This window comes from Nonomuraea fastidiosa (genome assembly GCF_042751225.1).
Classification (GTDB): domain Bacteria; phylum Actinomycetota; class Actinomycetes; order Streptosporangiales; family Streptosporangiaceae; genus Nonomuraea; species Nonomuraea fastidiosa.
Genome location: NZ_CP170570.1, coordinates 4,747,374 through 4,769,230, shown reverse-complemented (window position 1 = coordinate 4,769,230; position 21,857 = coordinate 4,747,374). Strand labels below are relative to the sequence as shown.

The following is a 21,857-nucleotide window of genomic DNA, read 5'->3' as shown; positions in this document are numbered from 1 at the left end:
TTCTGGAAGGACTCATGCCACACTCCGACGACCTCCTGTGGGGCGCCTACGGTGACATCTCCCGTTTCGCCGCCCTCCTCACCATGGCCGAGCTCGGCCTGGCCGACCACCTCGCCAAGGGCCCGCTGACCACGGCCGAGCTGGCCGAGCGCGCGGGGGCGCACGCCCCGTCGCTGCGCAGGGTGCTGCGCGCGCTGGCAGGCCTCGGCCTGGTCACCAGGGCGGGCGACGACGCCTACGACCTGACCGAGCGGGGCGCGGCGCTGCGCTCGGACGCACCGGGCTTTCTGCGCTCCTCGATCCGCATGCTCGGTGAGGAGGGCTTCTGGTACGCCATGGGCACGCTGCCCGAGACGGTGCGCACCGGCCGCTCGGCCTTCGTCGAGCGCCACGGCCACCTCTACGACTACCTGGCGCGCAACCCGCAGTCGAGCGAGCTGTTCGACGACTACATGACGGCCAGGGCCGCCGCGTTCACCGAGGGCCTGGTCAAGCGGTACGCCTTCCCGCCCACCGGGACCATGGTGGACGTGGCCGGCGGCAAGGGCCACATCCTGGCCACGGTGCTCCATGCCAACCCGCAGATGCGCGGCATCCTGCTGGACCTGGAGCACGTGGTGGACCACGCCAGGCGCACGCTCGCCGACGAGGGCCTGACCGAGCGCACCGAGGTGGTCGCGGGCGACTTCTTCGTCTCGGTCCCCTCGGGCGGCGACGTCTACCTGCTGGCCAGCGTCCTGCACAACTGGGACGACGAGGACGCGCTCAAGATCCTCCGCAACGTCCGCGAGGCGATGAACCCCGGCGGGCGCGTGCTCATCCTGGAAGTGGTGCTGCCCGACACCGAGGAGCCGCACCTGGGCATGGACGTCGATCTGCGGATGCTGGCGATCTTCAACGGCGGCACCGAGCGCAGCCGCGACGAGTACGCGGCGCTGCTCGACCGCGCCGGCCTGGCGATGGGCGACGTCATCGAGCTGGGCGCGGGCGCGAGCCTCATCGAGGCGCTGCCGCGCTGAGCCCTGGGTGCCGCGTCGTCCGGCGAGCGGGAGGGCGCGGCTCCCGGGCCGGCGCGGCACCTGAGCCCGGGTCAGCCGCCCCAGCCCGGTACGGCCATGCGCACCGACAGCGCGTGCTCGACGAGCTGGATCAGCGCGTTCTTCACCGAGTCCTTGGAGCGGGCGTCGAGCCGCACCATGGGGATGTGCGGCGCCAGGGTGAGCGCGTCGCGCACCTCGGCGTCGCTGTGCGGATATTGCCCGTCCCAGCCGTTCACGCCCACGACGAACGGCAACTGGGCCTCTTCGAAGTAGTCGATGGCGGGGAAGCTGTCGGCGAGCCGCCGCGTGTCGACCAGCACGACCGCGCCGATGGCGCCGCGTACCAGGTCGTCCCACATGAACCAGAACCGGTGCTGTCCGGGCGTGCCGAACAGGTACAGGATGAGGTCCCGGTCCAGGGAGACCCGGCCGAAGTCCATGGCGACGGTCGTGGTCGACTTCAGCGGCGTCATGCCGAGGTCGTCGATTCCCGCGGAGGCGTCGGTCATGACGGCCTCCGTGGTGAGCGGCATGATCTCCGACACCGCGCCGACGAACGTCGTCTTGCCCACCCCGAAGCCACCGGCGACCACGATCTTCGTCGAGGTGAGCCCGGGGTTAGAGCCTGCGAAGTCCACTTAGAACCCTTTCCAGCAGATTTACGTCCGGCCGGCCGGCGTCCAGCTGTGGCTGATGCACGCGGACCAGGCCTTCGGCCGCCATGTCAGCGATCAGCACGCGCACCACGCCGAGCGGGATCCGCAGCAGGGCCGACACCTCCGCGACGGACCTGACCTGCCGGCACAGTTGGCTGATCGCCTGGTACTCCGGCGTGATATGCGAGAACTCCCGCTGCTCGGCGGTCGCCGATGACACCAGGGCCTCCATCGCCAGCTTGACCCGCGGAGCCGTCCGCCCTCCCGTCACCGCGTACGGGCGGACGGGCGATGCGGGGTCGGGATTCAGCTGCGACTGGGGCTGAGGCTGCTGAGGTGGAGGGGCCCAACCGCCGCTGTTCCATCTGGGGTCCGACACGTACATCACCTTGACTGACTGGCGCGCAGCTCGGCACGCACAGCCGGAGTCAGCACCTGACCGGCGCGATCGACCATCAACGTCATCTGATACGCCACCAGACCCATGTCACAGTCCGGCGCCGCCAGCACCGCAAGACACGAACCATCACTGATCGACATGATCAGCATCAGCCCGCGCTGCATCTCCACGATCGTCTGATTGACCGCACCCCCCTCGAACACCCGCGCCGCACCCTGCGTCAAAGACACCAACCCCGACGCGATCGCAGCCAGCTGATCCGCACGATCAGCAGGAAAACCCGCCGACGCCGCCAACGGCAGACCGTCAGACGAGACCACCACCGCGTGCGCGACGCCGGGGACCGTGTTGACGAAGTCGGTGATCAGCCAGTCGACTCCACGCGCCGCGTGGCTGAGATCGTTCACGCGTCCTCCTCCCTTTCGTTCTCCTTAGGGCCTGAGGGTCCAGAGGAAAACGCCCTGCCCTCGCTGATGTCGTCACGTGCTGCTCTGAAGCCCTGCTGGAAGCTGGACAGCCGGCTGCGCACCCGGTCGGGCGAGATCGTCGGCATCGGCGACACGCCCTTGGGCGAGGCGGAGGTGTCGGCCGAGCCGGGCACCAGGTTCGCCTTGGGCACCCGCTTGGGCAGGCCGCTGGCGGTGACGCCGTCGCGGGTCGGCTCGCGTACCGCCTCGGCCGCGCTCCAGCCCTCGTCCGCCTTCGACGATCCCCAGCTCGCGCCGTTCGCGCCGAACCAGGCGGACTCGACCGCCGAGTAGATCGGCAGGTGGTCGTCGGTGCGCGACGGCGGCTCGCTCGCGCTCCCCGGCTCCGGCCGGTCGAAGCCGGGCCGCTGGGACGACGTGCCGTCCTGGTTCCAGCCGCCGCCGGACGACTCGGACTCCGGCCGCCTGGGCAGGCCGTTCTCGCCGTTCCACGACGAGTTGCGCGCCGGGGTCCACACGTCGCTCGCGTACGGCTCCGGCGGCCAGGCCGCGGGGTCGGGCTGCCAGGGCTTGCCGAACGCGCTGCTCGCCTCCGGCCCGGATGAGCCGGAGGAGCCGAGCGAGCCCGGCGCGCCCCACGCGCCCGCGCTGTCGTGACCTGGCGGGGTGGCGCCCCAGCCGCCGGGCTCCTGGCCGGACGCCCCCGATGGGGACGCGCCCCATCCCGCGCCGGCGTCCTGCCCGGTGCCGCTCCAGCCACCGTCCTGGCCCTGTGGAGGCGGGCTCCAGCTCGCCGCGCCCTCCGGGTTGGGCGCGGGCCAGCCGGACCCGAGCTCTGGGTTCGACGGGAAGGACGGATGGCCGGGGCCGTACTGCATGGCCGGCGGCTGGGGCCAGTCTGTGGCGGGCGGCGCGGGGTGCGGCCCCGCGTAGGGCTCGTCCCCTCGCGGCCCGCCGCTCGCCGCGCCCGCCAATGCGGGCGGCTGGTTGCCGGAGAAGGACGGCATGCCGGAGAAGCCGGGCGTCTGGGAGCCCAGCATGTTCTCGGGGATGAGCACCATGGCGGTCAGCCCACCCGAGCTGTGCGGGCGGAGCTGGACGCGGATGCCGTGGCGGTGCGCCAGCCTGGCGACCACGAACAGGCCCATGCGGCGGGAGACGGAGACGTCCACGCTGGGCGCCTCGGTCAGCCGCTCATTGGCGGCGGCCAGCTCCTCCTGGGTCATGCCGATGCCGGAGTCGGTGATCGACAGCATCACGCCGCCGCCGTCGATCCTGCTGCCCGACACCGTCACCCTGGTCTCGCGTGGCGAGAACGACAGCGCGTTCTCGACCAGCTCGGCGAGCAGGTGGATGACGTCATTGACGGCCTGGCCGGCCACCGACACCCCGTCGGGCACCTGGAGCACGACCCGCTCGTAGTTCTCCACCTCCGACAGCGAGGCGCGGGCCACGTCCACGATCTTCACCGGCTGGCTCCAGCGGCGCGGCGGGTCCTGACCGGCGAGCACCAGCAGGTTCTCGCTGTTGCGCCGCATGCGGGTGGCCAGGTGGTCGAGCTTGAACAGGTTGCCGAGCCGCTGCTCGTCCTGCTCGCCCTGCTCCAGGCTGTCGATGAGGGTGATCTGCCGCTCCACCAGGGTCTGGCTGCGCCGCGACAGGTTCACGAACATCGCGTTGACGTTGCTGCGCAGCTTCGACTCCTCGCCCGCCAGCCGGACCGCCTCGCGGTGCACCTCGTCGAAGGCCCGCGCGACCTCGCCGATCTCGTCGAGCGTGTCCACCCCGATGGGCTCGACGGGGCCGATCGCGCCTTCACCGTTCTCGCGCAGCTGCCGTACGGTCTCCGGCAGGCGCTGCCCTGCGATGTCGAGCGCCTCGCGGCGCAGGCGGCGCAGCGGCCTGATGAGCGAGCGCGCGATGAGCGAGATGATCGCGATGACCGCGATCAGCAGCAGCAGAATGAGCCCGCCGGAGATCATCGCCGCGCGGTAGGCGCCCTCCTCCAGGCTCCTGGCCCGCAGGATCACCGAGGACGACAGCTCGCGTTCCACGCTGCGCAGCGCGTCGATCTTGCCGGTGCTGACGTCGAACCAGGTGGCCACGTCCCGGTCGGCGCCGCCGCCGATGCTCAGCTGCTTGCCCTCCGCCGCCTGCGCCATCGCGCGCAGCCGGAACAGGTCGGTCTGGTCGACGTCCCTGCCGACGACGGTGTTGCGGTAGAGCTCGAGCTGGTCGAGGGTGGCGAGGGTGGCGAAGAGCGTCTCCTCGCTCTCCTCGCGCGACTTGGCGTCGGTGAGCGCGTCCAGCTCGCCGCTGTCGAACGCCCTCTTGTCCAGCGCGCTGGCGAGGATGCCGCGCTGCCTGGACGCCTGCTCCTTGGCCCTGGAGATGGCCGCCATCGCGCTGGCGGAGTCGGCCACCTCGTCGTCCACCGCGACCTGGCCCACCTGGTCGTGGAACTGCAGCAGCGCCGAGATGATCTCCGAGTACTTCCTGATCATCGGCAGTGGCTGGATCTTGCCGTTGACCGCGGTCTCCCGCAGCGTCGGGATCTCCTCAAGCCGGCGCAGCACGGGGCGCACGGCCTCGCCGTGGGTTTCGCCGAGTGCGTTGGCCTGCTGCTTGGCCTCGTCGATGAGGCCGTTGACCTGGCTGTAGGTGGTGCGCAGCTGCGCCTCGCGGCTGTCCGGCCGGCCCTCGGCGATGTAGAGGGCGGTCTCGTCGCGTTCGTAGCCGAGCTCATGAGTGACGGCCCCAAGCTGCTGGCTGAGCTCGGCGACCTCTCTGAGGGTCTGGTAGGTGCGGGCATCGCTGAGCGAGGTGATGACGTTCAGCCCGCCCAGGCCGACGGCGACGGCGGTGGGCACCACGATCAGCGCGATGAGGCGCGATCGGACATGCCAGTTGCCCAGTCCGAACCTGCGCGATGAAGGTTTGGACAGCCGTCGCTTCTGATGGCCGTGCGGCTCGCGGTCAGCGGAAGCTTCAGCGTTCTGCGTTCTCACTTGCCTTCGCAACCTCTCGCCCTTTGAGGAGGGGAATTCTCGGGTGGACCAGCGGTATTGCAGGGTGGGGCAGTTTTGTACGACGACATATCGAGATAAGCGTCATTTGAGCACACGGGTGGGGAAGGGCCAACCACTACTAGTGCCCCGATGAGGTGTTTGTCCCCGAATGTCCAGAAAATATGACAGAATCGATAAACGGCCTTCTACCAGGCAAAACAGGCAAGGAGGGGTCGCCCCGCGAGCCACCTCCCGACTCGCAGAAGACGCTTGACAAGAATCAGAAGTAACGTAGGTTCCCGGTAGCACCACCCTTCCCAAAACAGACATTTTTCAAGATCGCACACGTCCGCCAAAATTTCACGATAGAGCGATAAACAGACATTGCAACCACAAGTGTCAGCTTTCCGATAATGAACGGCTTTTTGGTGCTACCGTCGATCTCTGTTGTGCGTCAGGCACACAGTCCCCGGGAGCAGAAGCCGCCCGGTTCCCCCCTTGGCTCCATCCGAGAGGAGTCCCTGACATGAGGCTTGGCCGTTCCGCCAGGGCCGCCATCATCGGGTTCGCTTTGACGCTCGGTGCCGTGGCGTGCAGCTCGGGCGGCGACCCGAACACCAGCGCCCCTCCGTCCGCCGCCGCGGCGGGAGGGCTGGAGAAGACCCAGCTCAAGGTCGCCACGCTGCCGGCGATCGACAGCGCCGCCATCTACGTGGCCATCGACCAAGGGCTCTTCGAGAAGGAGGGCCTGGAGGTGACCCCGCAAGTCGTCCAGGCCGCTCCAGAGGCCATACCCATGCTGGTCAAGGGCGAGATCGACGCGATGTTCGGCAACTACGTGTCGATGTTCGCCGCGCACGACAAGCAGGCGCTGAAACTGCGCATCCTGGCCGAGGGCTCTCGCGCGGCCCCCGACTCGCTCAGCATCATGGCCCTGCCGGACTCACCGATCAAAACGCCCAAGGACCTGGAGGGCAAGACGATCAACGTCAACGTCCTGCACAACTTCCAGGAGCTGGCGCTCACCCAGGTGCTCAAGGCCAACAACGTCGACCCCACCAAGATCAACTATGTGCAGGTGACGTTCCAGAACATCATGCCGTCGTGGAAGGGCGGCCAGATCGACGCCGCCTATCTCGGCGAGCCCATGGTCACGGCCGCCACGGCCACCATGGGCGCCCGCAAGATCCTCGACCCGGCCTCCGGCCCCGCGGCCGAGTTCCCCATCTCCGGGTACGTCAGCACCCAGGAGTGGTACGACGAGCACCCGAAGACCGCCGCGGCCTTCCAGCGGGCCATACACAACGCGGGCAAGCTCATGGCCAACAACCGTGAGGTGGTGGCCAAGGTGCTGCCCACGTTCACGCAGATCGACGCCGCCACCGCGGCCACGGTGACCTTCCCCTACTTCTCCAGCAACGACAACCCGGTCCGCCTCCAGCGGGTGGCCGACTGGATGCTGGAGGCGAAGTGGCTGTCGAAGGCCATCGACGTCAAGACGCTCATGTCGCCCACCACGTCCGGGTGAGCGCGCAGACCCTGTCACCCGCCCGCCCGGCGTCACCGGCCACGCGGTGGTCGCGCCGGGCGGCGGGGGCGCTCGCCTTCGCCGCGCTGATCGAGCTGCTCAGCAGGACGGGTCTCGCCGACCCCGAGTTCCTGCCGCCCGCCAGCGAGATCCTCGTCAGGGCGGCCGGGCTCGTGGCCGACCCCGCCTTCCATGCCCACGCGCTGGCCAGCGCGCTCGCCTGGGCGATCGGGCTGTGCCTGGCGGCCGTGGTCGCCGTGCCGCTGGGCGTGCTGCTGGGCAGCGTGCCGATCATCGACGCCGCCACCCGCTCGGTGGTGGAGTTCCTGCGGCCGATCCCGTCGGTGGCGCTGATCCCGCTGGTGGCGCTGATCATCGGCACCGGCCTGCAGCAGCGCGTCGCGCTCGTCTTCTACGCCTCGCTCTGGCCCGTCCTCTACAACACCATGTACGGCCTGCGCGGCGTCGACCCCGTGGCCAAGGAGTCGCTGCGCTCCTACGGCTTCGGCCCGCTGTCGGTCCTGATGCGCGTCAGCCTCCCCGCCTCGGCGCCCTTCATCCTCACGGGCGTCCGCCTGGCGTCCGGGGTGGCGCTCATCCTGACCGTGAGCACCGAGATCGTGGCCGGCCGCGGCGAGGGCATCGGCGTGTTCATCTTCTTCGCCGGCATCGCGGTGCCCGCCCGCATGACCGACATCCTGGCCGGGGTGTTCTGGGTCGGGGTGTTCGGCGTGCTGGTCAACGCGCTGCTGGTCTGGGTCGAGCGCCACACCTTCCGCTGGCACCACGAGCAGCTCGGGAGGCCGTCATGAGGAGAGGCTTCGCGAGGGGGCGCGGCAGGCGTACGGCCGTCTTCCGCGTCCTCGTGCTGGCCGTGCTCGTCGCGCTGTGGGAGCTGGGCACGCGGCTTGCGGGCAGCACGTTCTTCCCGCCGCCGAGCACGATCGTGACCAGGATGCACTCCCTGTGGTTCTCCGGCTCGCCGGCCACGCTGTTCCTGACCGACGAGGCCATCCGCAACATCCTGCCCAGCCTGGGCCGGATGGCGATCGGCTTCGCCGCCGGCGCGCTGATCGGGGTGCTGCTCGGCCTCGCGGTGGGCCTGTCGGCCCGGGTGTACGACTACCTCGACGGCGTGCTGCAGTTCCTGCGCGCGGTCCCGCCGCCCGCGCTGGCCACGGTCTTCGTGGTGCTGTTCGGGTTCGGGATGAAGATGCAGCTGGCGTTCATGATCTTCAGCATCGTGTGGCCGGTGCTGCTCAACACCGCCGACGGCGCCCGTTCGGTGGAGCCACTGCATCTGCAGACCTGCCAGGCGTTCCGGCTCTCGTGGGCCGAGCGGCTGTGGCGGGTGATCCTGCCCTCGACGCTGCCCAAGATGTTCGCCGGGCTGCGGCTGGCCGTGTCGCTCTCCCTGATCGTCATGGTCTTCTCCGAGCTGCTGCCCGGCACGTCCAACGGCATCGGCTTCCAGCTCACCGGCGCCTACCAGAGCTTCGACCTGCCCGCCATGTGGGCCGGTATCGTGCTGCTCGGCGTGCTGGGCTACCTGCTCAACGAGCTGTTCCTGGTCGTCGAGCGGCGGGTGCTCGCCTGGCACCGCGCCGCCAGGAACCTCGTCGGTTAGAGTCCCTGCCGTGCGGACGATGATCGTGGGCGGCGGCATCGGGGGCCTCAGCACGGCGCTCAGCCTGCATGCCGCCGGACTTGACTGCGTGGTGGTGGAGGCGGCCCGTACGCTGCGGCCGCTCGGCGTGGGCATCAACCTCCAGCCCCACGCCGTGCGCGAGCTGACCGAGCTCGGCCTCGGCGATGCGCTGGCCGGGCTGGGCGTGGAGACGACGTTCATGACCTTCGCCGATCGGCACGGCAACGTCATCCTGTCCCTGCCGCGCGGCCGGAAGGCCGGCTGACCGGTGGCCCCAGTACAGCATTCACCGCGGCGAGCTGCAGCTCGCGCTGCTCGCCGCGGTGCGGGAGCGGGGCGTGCCGGTGCGCACGGGCGTCAGGTTCGAGGACGTCGCGCAGGACGGCGACGGCGTGCTCGTCACGCTGCGCGAGGGCGATGAGCTGGTGCGGGAGCGGGCCGACGTGCTGGTCGGCGCCGACGGCGTGCAGTCGGCGGTGCGCGAGCGGCTGTGGCCGTCCGGCGGGCCACTGCTGTGGTCGGGCATCAGGATGTGGCGGGGGGTGGCCGAGGGCGAGCAGATCATGGACGGCGCGACCGTGCTCGTGGGCGGCTCCAACCGCGCCGGAAAATTTGTTACTTATCACATCTCTGCGCGTAATCCGCGGCTGATCAACTGGGTCGCGGAGGTGAAGGTGGACGAACCGGGCGTCGTTTCCGCCGCCGACTGGTACCGCCGGGGAAGTTCGGCGGAGGTGTCGGCGCATTTCGCGTCCTGGAAGTTTCGCCTCGCCGACATCGGCGCTTTGCTCTCCGCCACCGACCGGATACTCGAATATCCGATGGTCGATCGCGATCCGCTGCCGCAATGGCGGCAAGGGCGGGTGACGCTGCTCGGCGACGCCGCCCATCCGATGTACCCCATCGGGTCGAACGGCGGGTCGCAGGCGGTGCTCGACGCGCGGGTGCTGGCGCGCTGCCTGGCCACGCACGACGACGCCGAGCGCGGGCTGGCGGCGTACGAGGAGGAGCGGCGCCCGCCCACGTCGGCGCTGGTGCTTGCGCATCGGGCGCTGCCCATCGAAGAGACGATCACGCTGGTGACCGAGCGCGCCCCCAACGGGTTCGGTGGCATCCGCGAGGTGCTGAGCGAGGAGGAGCTGGCCGCCATGGCGGACGCGCAGCGAAGTATCTCGGACGCCGACGTGCGCGCGCTGAACGAAAGGGAGTCCTGGAGTGTATGAACCGCGGGCCTCCATGGCCGTGACGTTCCCGCAAGAGTAAGATCACGCCCCGAATAGGGTTACCTGACTGACATGTCATGCATTTACCGCTCCGCTAGAGTCATTTCCGGCTCTGAAAGAGTCGCCGCACTGCCCGCGGTCTCGCCCCCCAAGGAAATCCATTGCTCGAGATAGAGAACCTTTCCCATGTGTACGGCAGCGGTACTCCCAACGCGCACCACGCCATCGAAGGACTCAACCTGAGCGTCGCCGCGGGCGAACTGCTCTGCATCGTCGGCCCGTCGGGCTGCGGGAAGTCCACGCTGCTGCGCTCCATCGCCGGCCTGATCACCCCCACCGGCGGGCAGGTCAAGGTCGAGGGCGAGCTGGTCCGCCGGACGCCCGACAACCTCGCCGTGGTCTTCCAGGACTACAGCCGCTCGCTGTTCCCCTGGATGTCGGTCGCCGACAACGTGGCGCTGCCGCTGCGCCGCAAGAACATGGACAAGCGCCAGCGCCGCGAGGCCGCCCAGGAGGCCCTGGAGTCGGTGGGGCTCGAAGGCGCCGCGCGCAAATACCCGTTCCAGCTCTCCGGCGGCATGCAGCAGCGGGTGGCGATCGCCCGCGCGCTGGCCTACCGGCCCTCGCTGCTGCTCATGGACGAGCCGTTCGGCTCGGTGGACGCCCAGACCAGGGAGGACCTTGAGGACCTGGTGCTCAAGGTGCGCGGCCACCACCAGATGACGATCGTGCTCATCACCCACGACATCGACGAGAGCGTCTACGTGGGCGACCGGGTGGTCGTGCTGTCCAAGGCGCCGGCGCACGTCGTGGGCGACCTGAAGGTGGACCTGCCCGCCCCGCGCGACCAGATCACCACGCGCGAGCACCCCGACTTCGTGCACCTGCGCGCCGAGGTCGGCCGTCTGGTGCGCGGCCACGCCACCGTCTGACGGCGCCTGCGAAAGCCGGCCCTGTGTCCGGCTCCGTACGCACGACGAGGCGCCGCCCGGCCTCCCGGGCGGCGCCTCGTCACACGTGTGTCAGACCGGCGAGTGCATGTGGCGGGTCAGGGCGTGCTCCACCAAAGTGATCAAGGTGGCCTTGACCGATTCGCGCTGCCGGGCGTCGAGACGCACGATCGGGATGTGCTCACCGATCGACAGCGCCTCTCTGATCTCCTCCTCGGCGTGCGCGAAGTGCCCGTCCCAGCCGTTGACGCCGATCACGAACGGCAGCTTGGCCTCTTCGAAGTAGTCGATGGCCGGGAAGCTGTCGGCGAGCCGGCGGGTGTCCACGAGGACGACGGCGCCGATGGCACCGCGTACGAGGTCGTCCCACATGAACCAGAACCGGTGCTGTCCGGGCGTGCCGAACAGGTAGAGAATCAGATCACGATCGAGTGAGACCCGGCCGAAGTCCATCGCGACGGTCGTGGTCGTCTTGTTCGGCGTGAGCGAGACGTCGTCGACGTGCGCCGAGGCGTCCGTCATGACCGCCTCCGTGGTGAGCGGCAGGATCTCCGAAACCGCACCCACGAACGTCGTCTTCCCCACGCCGAAGCCTCCGGCCACGACGATCTTCGTCGAGGTTAGGCCGGGGCTAGAGCCTGCGAAGTCCACTGAGCACCCTTTCGAGCAAGTTGAGGTCCGGCTTTCCCGCGTCCAGCGCAGGCTGGTGCACGCGGATCAGGCCTTCCGACGCCATGTCGGCGATCAGCACCCGGACCACGCCAAGAGGCTGGCGTAAAAGGGCGGAGATCTCGGCAACCGACCGGACGTTCCGAGTCAGCTGAATGATCGCCTGATACTCCGGACTTAGTAGGGAAATGTCTTGGTATTCCGACGTCACGGAGGACACGAGGGCCTCCATGGCGAACTTCATCCGCGGGGCCGTACGCCCCCCGGTCACGGCATAGGGCCGTACCAGGGAGCTCGGCTTCTGCGGACGGGGAGCCGCCGGATGCGGCGGAGTACTATCACCAGCCCAACCCTGCTGACCTGACACCATGTTCTCCTGTCACCGCCCGTTTTCAGCGGGGGCGGGCCGCTTGCAGCTCAGCGCGTACGGCCGGAGTCAGCACCTGACCGGCCCGCTCGACCAGCAACGTCATCTGGTACGCGACCAGACCCATGTCACAGTCGGGAGCGGCCAGCACGGCCAAGCAGGATCCGTCACTGATCGACATGATCATCAAGAGCCCACGCTGCATTTCGATAACGGTCTGGGTCACCATACCGCCCTCGAACACCCGCGCGGCGCCCTGGGTCAAGCTGATCACGCCGGAGGCCACCGCGGCCAGCTGGTCGGCCCGGTCCTTGGGGAACCCCTCGGAGAAGGCCAGCGGCAACCCGTCAGACGACACCACGACCGTGTGGGCGACGCCTGGCACGTTGTTCACGAAGTCCGTGATCAGCCAGCTAATGCCGCGCGCTCCCTGGCTCATTTCTCTCATTTGTCCTCCTCGTGTACTTCTCCGCGGGTGACCGCCCGGCCTTGCCGGACACCCTGCTGGAAGCTGGAGAGCCGGCTGCGCAACCGCTCGGGTGAGATCTGCGGTGCCGGTGACGTCGCCTGGGGCTCGGCCAGGCTAGCCGTACCGGGCACCAGGTTGGCCTTGGGGACACGCCGCGGCAGGCCCGACGCCGTCACACCGCCCATCTGCGGCTTGATGGCGGCCTGCGCGGCCTGGAAGCCGGAGTCCGCGGGCGACGACCACGACGAGCTGAGGCCCGACGCGCCCGGCTTGCGCTGCGGCAGCCCGGACCGGCTCGTGCCGCCCTGAGCCGCCCCCTGCGGCGGCGGACCGTCGGCGCTCACCGGCGGATGGACCGCGGTGCTCTCCGGATCGGACTCGGGCTCCGGCTCGGAGCGCTGCTTGAGCACCTCCGGGTCGGGACGCCGGAACCAGTCGGACCCGACCGACGAGAAGATCGGCAGGTACTCCTCGTTCTGCTCGTCCATCGGCGAGTTGCGCACCGCGGGGAGCGGACCGGTCATGTCCTGCGAGGAGTACTCGCCGGGACCGAACGGGTTGTAGGAAGAGTGGCCGTTCTGCTCGAACTGGTCGGCCGGCTTGGGCTCCTCCGCGAACGGCGAGCGGTAGCCCTCGCCGAACTGGGGCTTGGGCCGGTCGCCCGCGTCGAACAGCGACCTGCGCGGCAGCGGGTCGGCGAAGGACGACCAGCTCGACTCCTCCTCCTGCTGCTGCGGCGGCTCGGTCGCGAAGGACGGCCACTGCGGCTCGTCGTTCTGCGGCGGCGGTGGCTGCTCGGCGAACGAGGGCCACCGGTTCTCCGCGAACGACTGCTGCTCCGCGGCGGGCTGCGGCGTCTCCTCGGCGAAGGAGGGCCAGCGGGGCTCGCCGGCGGACTGCTGCGGCACGGCCGGAGGCTCTTCGGCGAACGACGGCCAGCGGGGCTCGTCGGCCCGCTGCGGCTCGCCGGCGCCCGACGGCTGCTCGCCGCCGAAGACCGACGGCTGGTCACCGAACGCGGACGGCGCCGGGTCGGGGAAGGACGGCGACTGCTCGCCGAACGACGGCCAGTTGCCGCCGGAGCCAGGCGGGGGCACAGAACCCGGCCACTGGGTGTCCATGACCTGGCCGGGCACGTCGTCGAACGACGGGTGGCCGTTGCGCGACGGCTGGCCGAACGAGCTCGGGTCGAACGAGGTGAACGCCTCGTACTGGCCGCCCTGCTGCTTGCCGGTGCCGGTGCTGATGAGCACGTCGGGCATCATCACCAGGGCGCTCAGGCCGCCGTGCTCGCGCTGGCTGAGCTGGACGCGGATGCCGTGGCGCAGGGCCAGGCGGCCGACCACGAACAGGCCCATGCGGCGGGAGACGGACACGTCCACGACGGGCGGGTTGGCCAGGCGCCAGTTGGCCTCGGCCAGCTCCTCCTGGCTCATGCCGATGCCCTGGTCGTTGATCGTGACCAGGACGCCGCCCTCGGTGGGCGTGCTGGTCACGGTGACCTTGCTCTCGCGCGGAGAGAAGGAGATCGCGTTCTCGATCAGCTCGGCGAGCAGGTGGACGGCGTCGGTGACGGCGGCGCCGACGATCATGGTGCCGGACGGGATCTGGATCTGGACCCGTTCGTAGCCCTCGACCTCCGACAGCGAGGCGCGGGCGATGTCGACCAGCGGAACCGGCTCGCTCCACTTGCGCGCGGCCTCCTGGCCGGCGAGAACCAGGAGGTTCTCGCTGTTGCGCCGCATGCGGGTGGCCAGGTGGTCGAGGCGGAAGAGGTTGGCGAGTCGCTGCTCGTCCTCCTCACCCTGCTCCAGGCCCTCGATGAGCTGCAGCTGCCGCTCGACCAGCGTCTGGCTGCGGCGGGAGAGGTTGACGAACATGGCGTTGACGTTGGCGCGCAGCTTGGCCTCGTCGCCCGCCAGGCGGATCGCCTCGCGGTGGACCTCGTCGAACGCCCGCGCCACCTCACCGATCTCGTCACGGGTGTTGATGCCGACCGACGGCGCCTCGGGCACCTGGGCGCCCTCACCCTGCTCACGCAGCATGCGGACGGTCTCGGGCAGCCGGGTCGTGGCGACCTGCAGCGCCTCGGCCCGCAGCCGGCGCAGCGGGCGGACCAGCGAACCGGCCACGCGGGTGGTGATGATCAGGACCAGGAGCAGCAGGACGAGGATCAGCGCACCGGAGATGATGGCGTTGCGCTGCTCGGCCTCGCTCAGGTCGCGGGTGGTCGTCACGATCTTGGTGGCCAGGCCGTCCTCGACCTTGCGCATCGCGTTGGAGACGGTCGTGGTGACCTCGTACCACTCGTTGAGGTCGCGGTTGGTGGTGACGTCGAGGTCGCGGATGCGGTTGCCGGCGCTCACCTGGGCGAGCGCGCGCTGCCGCATCGCGTCGGCGAGGTCGACGTCGGGGCCCTTGACCGTGTCGCGGTAGGTCTTGAGGTCCTCCGGAGCGGCCTCCTGCTCGAAGGAGGCCAGCTCGGTCTGCTGCTTGTCCCAGGAGCCGAGGAAGTCCGACCAGTCGGTGCTGTCGACCTTGAGCGCGCGCTGGATCATCGTGTTGATCAGGATGATCTGCTGGCGCGCCGTCTCCTCCTTCATCCGCTGCAGCGAGCCGAGCGCGGCCACGTCACCTTGCAGGCGGTCGTCGGCGACGCCGTCACCGAGGTCGCCCTGCAGGCTGGAGAACGTCTCGATCATCGTGCTGTACGTGCCGACGACGGCTCGGGGCGGGATGTTGCCCGTCATCGACTCGCGCAGGCTGTCGAGGCCCTCCAGCCAGCGGCGCATGTTCCTGACGCCCTCGCGCACGCGCGCGGAGTGGGAGGCGTCGATGGCGGATGCGGCCGACAGCACCTGCTGCTTGGCCTTGTCGGTGGCCTGGCGCTGCGTCTTGAGCTGCACCAGGCGGCCGCCCCTGCGGCGGTCGGCGACGTACCAGGCGGTGAGCGTACGCTCCCTGGCCAGCTCGTGGTTCAGCCCGCCGACGCGCTGGACCAGCTCGGCCACCTGGGTGAGCCGCTTGTACTCGGCGCTGGTGCCGATGGCGTCGGCCAGCTGGATGCCGGCGAGCAGCACGCCCACGACGGTGGGGATGAGGATCAGAGCGACCAGCCTTGAGCGCACACGCCAGTTCGCCAGCCGGAACCGTCCGCCTGTGTACTCCCCTGGCCTGGTGTGCCTGGGGTCTTTCGTCCTCACTGAGTCTCGCAACCTCTCGCCGGTACGTGCTCGAAGAAAATCAGACACGCGTGTGGCGCATGGGATTCTGTCCGGCCGGGTAATTGGAACACAACCCGTACCAGATCGGCCAACTGAACATATCCCATCACAGGCGCCCAAAGAGGCACTTTGGGCACTGACGCCACCACGTTTTCAGGCGGGCCGGAACGAATCCCGCTCGGCCGGTGCCGCGTGCTTCACCATCAGGTGCCGCGTCACCGAGTACTCCTGCACCGCCTCCTGGCTCATGTCCTTGCCGAACCCGCTGCCCTTGACCCCGCCGTGCGGAGCCTCGCTGGCGATCGGCAGATGATCGTTGACCCAGGTCACGCCCACGTCCAGCCGGTGGGACACGCGCATCGCGCGAGCCACGTCACGCGACCACACCGACGAGGCGAGGCCGTATCTAGTGTCGTTGGCCAGCCGGACCGCTTCGTCCTCTCCATCGAAGGGGAGCGCCACCAGGACCGGTCCAAACAGCTCATCCTGGACGATCTCGCTGGTCTGTGCGATATCGGTCACAAGCGTGGGCGGGTAGAAAAAGCCGGAGCCCCCACTCGGGGAGCCGCCGTGCAGGACGCGCCCGCCGGCCCGCGAGACGAAGCCGTGCACCCGGTCGCGGTGCGCGGCGGAGATCAGCGGGCCGATGTCCGTCGAGGGATCCCAGGGATCGCCGACGGTGATGCCGGCCAGGGTCTCCCTGAGCGCCTCCACCGCGTCGCCGAAGATCTCTCGGGCGACGTAGACGCGGGTGGCGGCGGTGCAGTCCTGGCCGGTGTTGTACGTGGCCCCCATGGCCACCCCACGGGCCATCTCCGCCAGGTCGGCGTCCTCGAACACCAGCGCCGGCGCTTTACCGCCGAGTTCGAGGTGGACCCGCTTGAGCGTGGCCGCGGCGCCGGTCATGACCGCGCGACCAGTCTCGGTGGAGCCGGTGACGCTGACCATGTCCACGCCGGGGTCGGTGACGAGGGCCTGGCCCACCTCGGCGTCGCCGGTGACGGCGCGTACCAGGCCCTCGGGAGCGCCGGCCGCGGCGAACAGCTCGGCCAGACGCAGCGTCGTGCGGGGAGTCTGGGGGCCGGCTTGATCACCACGGCGTTGCCCGCGGCCACCGCCGGCCCGACCTTCCAGACCGCCATCACGAACGGGAAGTTCCACGGCGCGATCGACCCCACCACACCGACGGGCCTGCGCAGCAGGACCGAGGTGTAGCCGGCGCTGAACACCCCGGCACCCGTGCCCTCCAGGGAACGGGCGGCCCCGGCGAAGAAGCGCAGGTTGTCGACGGCGAAGGGCAGCTCGCCGTCGCGGAAGACCGCCGCCGGCTTGCCCGTCTCCTCGACCTCCAGCCTGGTCAGCTCCTCGGCCTCGGCCTCCACCAGGTCGGCCACCTTCAGCAGCACCCGGGCGCGCTCGGCGGGCGTGGCCTGCGACCACTCCTCGTACGCGGCCCGCGCGGCGGCGACGGCCTTGGCGACCTCCTCCACGGGCGTGTCGGGAACCTCGGCGAAGGCGAGGCCGGTGGCGGGGTTGATCAGTGTGCGCATCAGGAAGACTTCAACTTTCAGGTCGTGCTAACGAGCGAGCTGCTCGATCAGGTCGGCGGCCTTGCGCAGGCCGTCACGGCGCCGGATCTCCTCGCCCGCGGCGGCGATGCGCGCCCGCAGCTCGGTGTCGCCGAGCAGCTTCGCGATCGCCCCTGTGAGTTCCTCGTCGGCGAAGGTGTAGGTGGAGAGCCTCACACCGTAGCCGAGCTCATCGACCCTCTGGGCGTTGTCGTACTGGTCCCAGAAGAGCGGCAGCAAGATCATCGGCTTGCCGAAGTGCAGTGCCTCGGTGGTCGTGTTGTTGCCGCCATGGGTGATGACCAAGTCACACAGTGGGATGATCTTAGTCTGCGGAAGGAACTCCTCGCCCCACATGTTGTCGTGGAGCTTGATCTCCTCGTGCAGCGGGCCCTTGGAGACGATGTACTGGTGCGGGGTGGTGCCCAGCACGTCGATCACGCGCTGCATGAGCTCCACGTCGGCGGAGCCGAGCGAGCCGAGCGAGAAGTAGATCAGCGCGTGCTCGTTGCGCTCGAAGGGCAGCGTGAAGTCCTCGTCTGTCTCGCGTACCGAGGAGTCCAGGCGGTGCCACGTCGGGCCCAGGGGGCGGTCGGCGACGTAGTCGAGGATCTCCGGGTAGACGTAGAGGTTCAGGTCGCCCTCGTGGATGAAGTCGAGGTCGGGCAGCGGCGGGGTGCCCTGCTCGACGCACCACTCGTTCCAGGCGGTCCACAGCTCGCGGTGGGTGCGCTCGTACTCGGCGCGGAAGGCGTCCCACTCCGAGCGGTCGCCGGCGGGCAGGCCGGAGAAGACCGGCGGGATGTTCGGGCCGCGCACCTCCAGCGGCTGGCAGGAGACGATCCGGACGAACTTCTTGCCCGCGGTGATCAGAGCGGGGAACGTGAGCACGTTGTCCTCGATGATCACGTCGGGGTTCACCCGCTCGATGATGGCCTTGAGCTGCGGCTCGCAGTACTTCGCGCCGTCGATCAGCTCGGCCCAGATGGGCTTGATGACGGTCTCGAGCTGCTCCCTCGTGCTCTTGCGGTACTCCGGCGCCGTGTCGCGGATGAAGTCCTTCCAGAACTGGCCCGGGTCCTGCTCCTCGTCGGACGGCGGGGCCAGGTCGACCAGGTCCTCCTCGAAGCCGAGGGCCTCGAGCTTGCCCTTCCATGACGCCTCGGCGGCGAAGACGACGCGGTGACCGCGCTTGCGCAGGATGTCGCCGATGCCGATGCAGTTGTTGGTCGGTCCGTACGCGCTTTCCGGCATGAACAGGAACGTGAGAGACATCGAGACTCCTGGGGACACTCGTTATTTTGAAGGTGAATTCAAAAACGGATCTAGCGTGAAGGTCAAGTTAAGGGCACTATGGTCACGGCTAACTGAAAAGTGGCCCAACGAGTGAAGGTGGTGAGGGTGGCTCAGCGTAAGAGCCGCAGTGATCGGCGCATCGACTTGATCGAGGCCGCGCGCAGGGCCATCATCCGCCACGGCATCGACGGCGTACAGCTCTCGCACGTCGCCGAGGAGGCCGGGCTGACCTCCGGGGCCGTGCTGTACCACTACCCCGACCTCAGCGAGCTGCTGGTCGAGGCGCAGCAGGCGGGCATGGAGCGCTTCTACGAGCAGCGCCTGCGCCAGCTCGCCACCCTCACCGACCCGGTCGAGAAGCTGGTCGTCACGATCAGGTCGGGGCTGCCCACCGGGCCGCTCGACCCCGACGTGCGCCTGCTCAACGAGCTGGGCGGAGCCGCGGGCCGCAACCGCGTCTACGGCGTGCTGCTCACCTCCCTCTACGACCGCCAGGTCTCGATGTACCAGGCGATCCTGGACACCGGGGCGGCGATCGGCGTGTTCCGGCTGAGCGCCGACTCGCTGACGATCGCCCGCAACCTGGTGGCCCTGGAGGACGCCTACGGCTACCGCATCACCGCCAGGCACCCCCTGATCGGCCCGGACGAGGCGGCCGAGCTGATCCTCTCCTACGCCCGCGCGGCCACGGGCAACGACCTGATTCACTGACCCGCCGCCATGATGACCGCGTCCTCGGCCTTCCAGCACACCTTGACCTTGGCGCCGGCCTTGATCGTGCTGGCGCCCTGGACGGCGGCCAGCACCGGCTTGTCGCGGTCCTTCACCTCGATCGACAGGTGCGAGACGCCGCCGAAGAAGCTGACGTCGAGCACGGTGCCCGGCAGGCCCCTGGTGTCGTCCTCGCCGGCCAGCTCGATCTTCTCGGGCCGGACCGCGAGCAGCGCGCCGGTGCCCTCATCCAGCTCCTCGATCAGCGTGCCCTCGAGCGTGCCGAACGCCTCGCTCTTGATGCCGTCCGAACCGTTCACGGTGCCCTCGAAGAGGTTGTTGGCGCCGACGAAGTCGGCCACGAACGGCGTGCGGGGCCGCTCGTAGAGCTCGATCGGCTCGTCCACCTGGCAGACCTTGCCGCTGTCGAAGACCGCGATGCGGTCGGCCAGCGACATGGCCTCCTCCTGGTCGTGCGTCACGACCACGAACGTGATGCCCACCTCGTTCTGCAGCCGCTTGAGTTCGAGCTGCATGTCGGCGCGGACCTTCTTGTCCAGGGCCGACAGCGGCTCGTCGAGCAGCAGCAGCCGGGGCCGCTTGACGATCGAGCGGGCGAGGGCGACCCGCTGCCGCTGGCCGCCGGAGAGCTGGGCGGGCTTGCGCGAGGCGTGCGCCGACAGGCCGACCGTCTCCAGCACCTCGCCGACCCGCTGCTTGATCTCGGCGCGGGGCAGGCGCTCGCGCTCCAGCCCGTACGCGACGTTCTTGGCCACGGTCATGTGCGGGAACAGCGCGTACGACTGGAACATCATGCTGATCGGCCGCTTGTTCGGCGGCTTGGCGAGCAGGTCCTCGCCGTCGAGCGTGACGCCGCCCGCGTCGGGCGTCTCGAAGCCCGCGATGATGCGCAGCAGCGTGGTCTTGCCGCACCCGGAGGGGCCGAGCAGGGCGAAGAACTCCCCCTGGCGGATCTCCAGCGAGACGTCGTCCAGCGCGGTGACACTGCCGAATCTCCGGGTGATCCCGTCAATCTTGAGCACGCGATTCCCCGATCTTGGTCAGGCGCTGTCCGGCGATCACGGCGGTGAAGCTCACCAGGAGCAGGATCGCGGCCAGCGCGTTGATCTTCGGAGTGACCCCGAATCTGATCATGGAATAGATGACGATCGGCAGCGTCTGCTCGCTGTTGCCGATCGTGAAGTACGCGATCACGAACTCGTCCAGCGACAGCGTGAACGCGAGCAGCGCGCCGGCCACGATGCCCGGCATCAGCTGCGGCAGCGTGATCTTCATGAACGTCGTGACCGGGCCCGCGCCGAGGTCGCGCGAGGCCTCCTCCAGCGAGGTGTCGGCCCCCGTCAGCCGGGTGCGCACCACCGCCGCCACGAACGCCATCGAGAACACGCCGTGCGCCAGCACCGCCGAGTACAGGCCGAGCGTGAGCTGGATCGCCCCGTAGAACAGCAGCAGCCCGATGGCGATCACCAGGTCGGGCAGCACGGCGGGCATCAGCGAGATCGCTTCGAGCACCTTGGATCTGGTGTGCCTGACCAGGCCGACCGCCAGCAGCGTGCCGAGCACGGTGGCGATCACCGTGGACCCGGCGGCCACGATCAGCGTGTTCACCACGCCCGAGAGCACCCGGTCGTCGCGGACCAGCTCGCCGTACCACTTGAGGCTGAAGCCGTCGAAGCTGTAGGCCGAGTCGCCCGCGTTGAACGACATCACGACCAGGACGACGATCGGCAGGTACAGGAAGACGTACGTGGCCCAGAACGGGACGTACAGGAACTTCGACCTACGCACGGCGCGTCACCCATGCCTGGATCATGAGCAGCACGATCAGCACCGCGATGACCGCCAGCGCCAGCGTCGAGCCGAATGGCCAGTCGCGCGCCGTCAGGAACTGCTGCCTGATGAGGTTGCCCACCATGATCGACTTGCTGCCGCCGAGCAGCTCGGGGATGACGAAGTTGCCGAGGCTCGGCACGAACACGAACATGCTCCCGGTCAGCACGCCCGGCAGGGTCAGCGGCAGCGTGACCTTCCTGAACGTGGTGAACGCCGAGGCGCCCAGGTTGGCCGACGCCTCGCGGAGCTGCGGGTCGAGACGCTCGATGGCGGCGTACAGCGGCAGCACCATGAGCGGCAGGTACGAGTACAACAGTCCGGTCACGATCGCGCCGTCGTTGTAGAGCAGCTCCAGCGGCTCGATGCCGAAGACGTTCAGCGCGCTGTTGATCAGACCGGGACCGCTCAGCAGGATGATCCACGCGTAGACGCGGATGATGAAGTTCGTCCAGAACGGCAGCACGACGGCGACCAGCGCGATCGTCTTCCACTTACGCGGAAGCTGCGCGATCAGGTACGCCGTCGGATAGCCGATCAGCAGCGCGATCACGGTCGTCAGCACCGCGATCTTCAGCGACTGGACGACCACGTCGAAGTAGAGCGGGTCGAGCAGGCGGCTGAAGTTCTCGGTGGTGAACTCGTAGACGACCCCGCCGAAGCGCCCCCGCTGGAAGACCGTGTAGCTGAGCACCAGCGCGAGCGGCACCAGCAGCAGCACCAGCAGGTAGGTGAGCCCCGGCGTCAGGAACACGAACGCGCCCAGCCGGCGCCCTCGGGAGCGGGACGCCGGCAGGGCCTTGACCTTTGATTCCACTACA

General features: G+C 69.2%; 20 protein-coding genes and 1 pseudogene. 8 read left to right on the top strand and 13 right to left on the bottom strand.

The genetic code is table 11. The features are described 5' to 3' along the window. The first annotated feature begins 14 nt into the window (after window positions 1-14). A complete protein-coding gene (locus tag ACFMQL_RS22240; RefSeq protein WP_364070918.1) occupies window positions 15-1,019 on the top strand; it encodes a methyltransferase in 1,005 nt (334 codons plus the stop codon). Window positions 1,020-1,090: 71 nt separating this feature from the next. On the opposite strand, the gene ACFMQL_RS22235 is transcribed toward ACFMQL_RS22240, so the two are convergent. The 4 genes from ACFMQL_RS22235 to ACFMQL_RS22220 are packed head-to-tail and all read right to left on the bottom strand — an operon-like array spanning window position 1,091 to window position 5,397. Then, window positions 1,091-1,678 carry an ATP/GTP-binding protein gene (locus ACFMQL_RS22235; protein WP_364070916.1) on the bottom strand — a complete coding sequence of 196 codons (588 nt, stop codon included), beginning with the start codon at window positions 1,676-1,678 and terminating at the stop codon, window positions 1,091-1,093. Further along, complete coding sequence (locus ACFMQL_RS22230) at window positions 1,659-2,081, bottom strand: DUF742 domain-containing protein (RefSeq protein ID WP_364070914.1); 423 nt, start codon at window positions 2,079-2,081, stop codon at window positions 1,659-1,661. Before ACFMQL_RS22230 ends, ACFMQL_RS22235 begins: the two co-directional genes overlap by 20 nt. Beyond that, on the bottom strand, window positions 2,081-2,503 hold the full coding sequence (locus ACFMQL_RS22225; protein ID WP_378786848.1) for a roadblock/LC7 domain-containing protein: 423 nt from the start codon (window positions 2,501-2,503) through the stop codon (window positions 2,081-2,083). Before ACFMQL_RS22225 ends, ACFMQL_RS22230 begins: the two co-directional genes overlap by 1 nt. Beyond that, on the bottom strand, window positions 2,500-5,397 hold the full coding sequence (locus ACFMQL_RS22220) for a nitrate- and nitrite sensing domain-containing protein (RefSeq protein WP_364061344.1): 2,898 nt from the start codon (window positions 5,395-5,397) through the stop codon (window positions 2,500-2,502). Before ACFMQL_RS22220 ends, ACFMQL_RS22225 begins: the two co-directional genes overlap by 4 nt. A gap of 661 nt (window positions 5,398-6,058) precedes the next feature. Between ACFMQL_RS22220 and ACFMQL_RS22215 the strand changes: the two genes are divergently transcribed. The 6 genes from ACFMQL_RS22215 to ACFMQL_RS22190 all read left to right on the top strand — a co-directional run bounded on the left by ACFMQL_RS22215 (window position 6,059) and on the right by ACFMQL_RS22190 (window position 10,863). Continuing rightward, window positions 6,059-7,060 carry an ABC transporter substrate-binding protein gene (locus ACFMQL_RS22215; RefSeq protein WP_378786846.1) on the top strand — a complete coding sequence of 334 codons (1,002 nt, stop codon included), beginning with the start codon at window positions 6,059-6,061 and terminating at the stop codon, window positions 7,058-7,060. Then, a complete protein-coding gene (locus ACFMQL_RS22210; protein WP_364061338.1) occupies window positions 7,057-7,872 on the top strand; it encodes an ABC transporter permease in 816 nt (271 codons plus the stop codon). Before ACFMQL_RS22215 ends, ACFMQL_RS22210 begins: the two co-directional genes overlap by 4 nt. Next, complete coding sequence (locus ACFMQL_RS22205) at window positions 7,869-8,687, top strand: ABC transporter permease (protein ID WP_364061335.1); 819 nt, start codon at window positions 7,869-7,871, stop codon at window positions 8,685-8,687. The genes ACFMQL_RS22210 and ACFMQL_RS22205 overlap by 4 nt, the downstream gene beginning before the upstream one ends. Window positions 8,688-8,706: 19 nt before the next feature. Beyond that, window positions 8,707-8,973, top strand: coding sequence for an FAD-dependent monooxygenase (locus tag ACFMQL_RS22200; RefSeq protein ID WP_378790194.1), 267 nt, complete (start codon window positions 8,707-8,709; stop codon window positions 8,971-8,973). A gap of 73 nt (window positions 8,974-9,046) precedes the next feature. Continuing rightward, window positions 9,047-9,931 carry an FAD-dependent monooxygenase gene (locus ACFMQL_RS22195; RefSeq protein ID WP_378786844.1) on the top strand — a complete coding sequence of 295 codons (885 nt, stop codon included), beginning with the start codon at window positions 9,047-9,049 and terminating at the stop codon, window positions 9,929-9,931. Window positions 9,932-10,092: 161 nt separating this feature from the next. Continuing rightward, on the top strand, window positions 10,093-10,863 hold the full coding sequence (locus ACFMQL_RS22190; protein WP_364061332.1) for an ABC transporter ATP-binding protein: 771 nt from the start codon (window positions 10,093-10,095) through the stop codon (window positions 10,861-10,863). A gap of 90 nt (window positions 10,864-10,953) precedes the next feature. On the opposite strand, the gene ACFMQL_RS22185 is transcribed toward ACFMQL_RS22190, so the two are convergent. From ACFMQL_RS22185 to ACFMQL_RS22160, 6 genes and pseudogenes are all read right to left on the bottom strand, one after another. After that, entirely contained in the window at window positions 10,954-11,532 is a 579-nt protein-coding gene (locus tag ACFMQL_RS22185; protein WP_364061329.1) for an ATP/GTP-binding protein, read from the bottom strand. Then, window positions 11,513-11,920, bottom strand: a complete 408-nt coding sequence (locus tag ACFMQL_RS22180) for a DUF742 domain-containing protein (protein ID WP_245956307.1) — start codon at window positions 11,918-11,920, stop codon at window positions 11,513-11,515. Before ACFMQL_RS22180 ends, ACFMQL_RS22185 begins: the two co-directional genes overlap by 20 nt. Before the next feature lie 22 nt (window positions 11,921-11,942). Then, complete coding sequence (locus ACFMQL_RS22175) at window positions 11,943-12,356, bottom strand: roadblock/LC7 domain-containing protein (RefSeq protein WP_201760494.1); 414 nt, start codon at window positions 12,354-12,356, stop codon at window positions 11,943-11,945. Window positions 12,357-12,361: 5 nt separating this feature from the next. Continuing rightward, entirely contained in the window at window positions 12,362-15,514 is a 3,153-nt protein-coding gene (locus ACFMQL_RS22170; RefSeq protein WP_378786843.1) for a nitrate- and nitrite sensing domain-containing protein, read from the bottom strand. Window positions 15,515-15,763: 249 nt separating this feature from the next. Then, a pseudogene (locus ACFMQL_RS22165) lies at window positions 15,764-17,160 on the bottom strand (aminobutyraldehyde dehydrogenase). A gap of 27 nt (window positions 17,161-17,187) precedes the next feature. Beyond that, window positions 17,188-18,453: a glycosyltransferase gene (locus tag ACFMQL_RS22160; RefSeq protein ID WP_364061319.1), complete on the bottom strand. Its 1,266-nt coding sequence runs from the start codon at window positions 18,451-18,453 to the stop codon at window positions 17,188-17,190. Between the two features lie 126 nt (window positions 18,454-18,579). Here ACFMQL_RS22160 and ACFMQL_RS22155 point away from each other — a divergent pair, with 126 nt between their 5' ends. Next, window positions 18,580-19,185 (top strand): TetR family transcriptional regulator, encoded by a 606-nt coding sequence (locus tag ACFMQL_RS22155; RefSeq protein WP_364061316.1) that lies wholly within the window; start codon window positions 18,580-18,582, stop codon window positions 19,183-19,185. Here ACFMQL_RS22155 and ACFMQL_RS22150 read toward each other — a convergent pair. The 3 genes from ACFMQL_RS22150 to ACFMQL_RS22140 are packed head-to-tail and all read right to left on the bottom strand — an operon-like array spanning window position 19,179 to window position 21,853. After that, complete coding sequence (locus ACFMQL_RS22150; RefSeq protein ID WP_364061313.1) at window positions 19,179-20,228, bottom strand: ABC transporter ATP-binding protein; 1,050 nt, start codon at window positions 20,226-20,228, stop codon at window positions 19,179-19,181. The genes ACFMQL_RS22155 and ACFMQL_RS22150 overlap by 7 nt on opposite strands. Continuing rightward, the gene (locus tag ACFMQL_RS22145; RefSeq protein WP_364061310.1) at window positions 20,215-20,994 is read right to left on the bottom strand and encodes an ABC transporter permease; all 780 of its coding nucleotides are present in this window, start codon (window positions 20,992-20,994) and stop codon (window positions 20,215-20,217) included. The genes ACFMQL_RS22150 and ACFMQL_RS22145 overlap by 14 nt, the downstream gene beginning before the upstream one ends. Further along, window positions 20,987-21,853, bottom strand: a complete 867-nt coding sequence (locus ACFMQL_RS22140; RefSeq protein ID WP_378786841.1) for an ABC transporter permease — start codon at window positions 21,851-21,853, stop codon at window positions 20,987-20,989. The genes ACFMQL_RS22145 and ACFMQL_RS22140 overlap by 8 nt, the downstream gene beginning before the upstream one ends. Between the last annotated feature and the right edge of the window lie 4 nt (window positions 21,854-21,857).

Bases quoted from the DNA above. Each gene is read 5' to 3' on its own strand.
- ACFMQL_RS22215 (WP_378786846.1), top strand. From the start codon at position 6,059: ATGAGGCTTGGCCGTTCCGCCAGGGCCGCCATCATCGGGTTCGCTTTG.
- ACFMQL_RS22230 (WP_364070914.1), bottom strand. From the start codon at position 2,081: ATGTACGTGTCGGACCCCAGATGGAACAGCGGCGGTTGGGCCCCTCCA.
- ACFMQL_RS22200 (WP_378790194.1), top strand. From the start codon at position 8,707: ATGATCGTGGGCGGCGGCATCGGGGGCCTCAGCACGGCGCTCAGCCTG.
- ACFMQL_RS22180 (WP_245956307.1), bottom strand. From the start codon at position 11,920: ATGGTGTCAGGTCAGCAGGGTTGGGCTGGTGATAGTACTCCGCCGCAT.
- ACFMQL_RS22240 (WP_364070918.1), top strand. From the start codon at position 15: ATGCCACACTCCGACGACCTCCTGTGGGGCGCCTACGGTGACATCTCC.
- ACFMQL_RS22160 (WP_364061319.1), bottom strand. From the start codon at position 18,453: ATGTCTCTCACGTTCCTGTTCATGCCGGAAAGCGCGTACGGACCGACC.
- ACFMQL_RS22205 (WP_364061335.1), top strand. From the start codon at position 7,869: ATGAGGAGAGGCTTCGCGAGGGGGCGCGGCAGGCGTACGGCCGTCTTC.
- ACFMQL_RS22175 (WP_201760494.1), bottom strand. From the start codon at position 12,356: ATGAGCCAGGGAGCGCGCGGCATTAGCTGGCTGATCACGGACTTCGTG.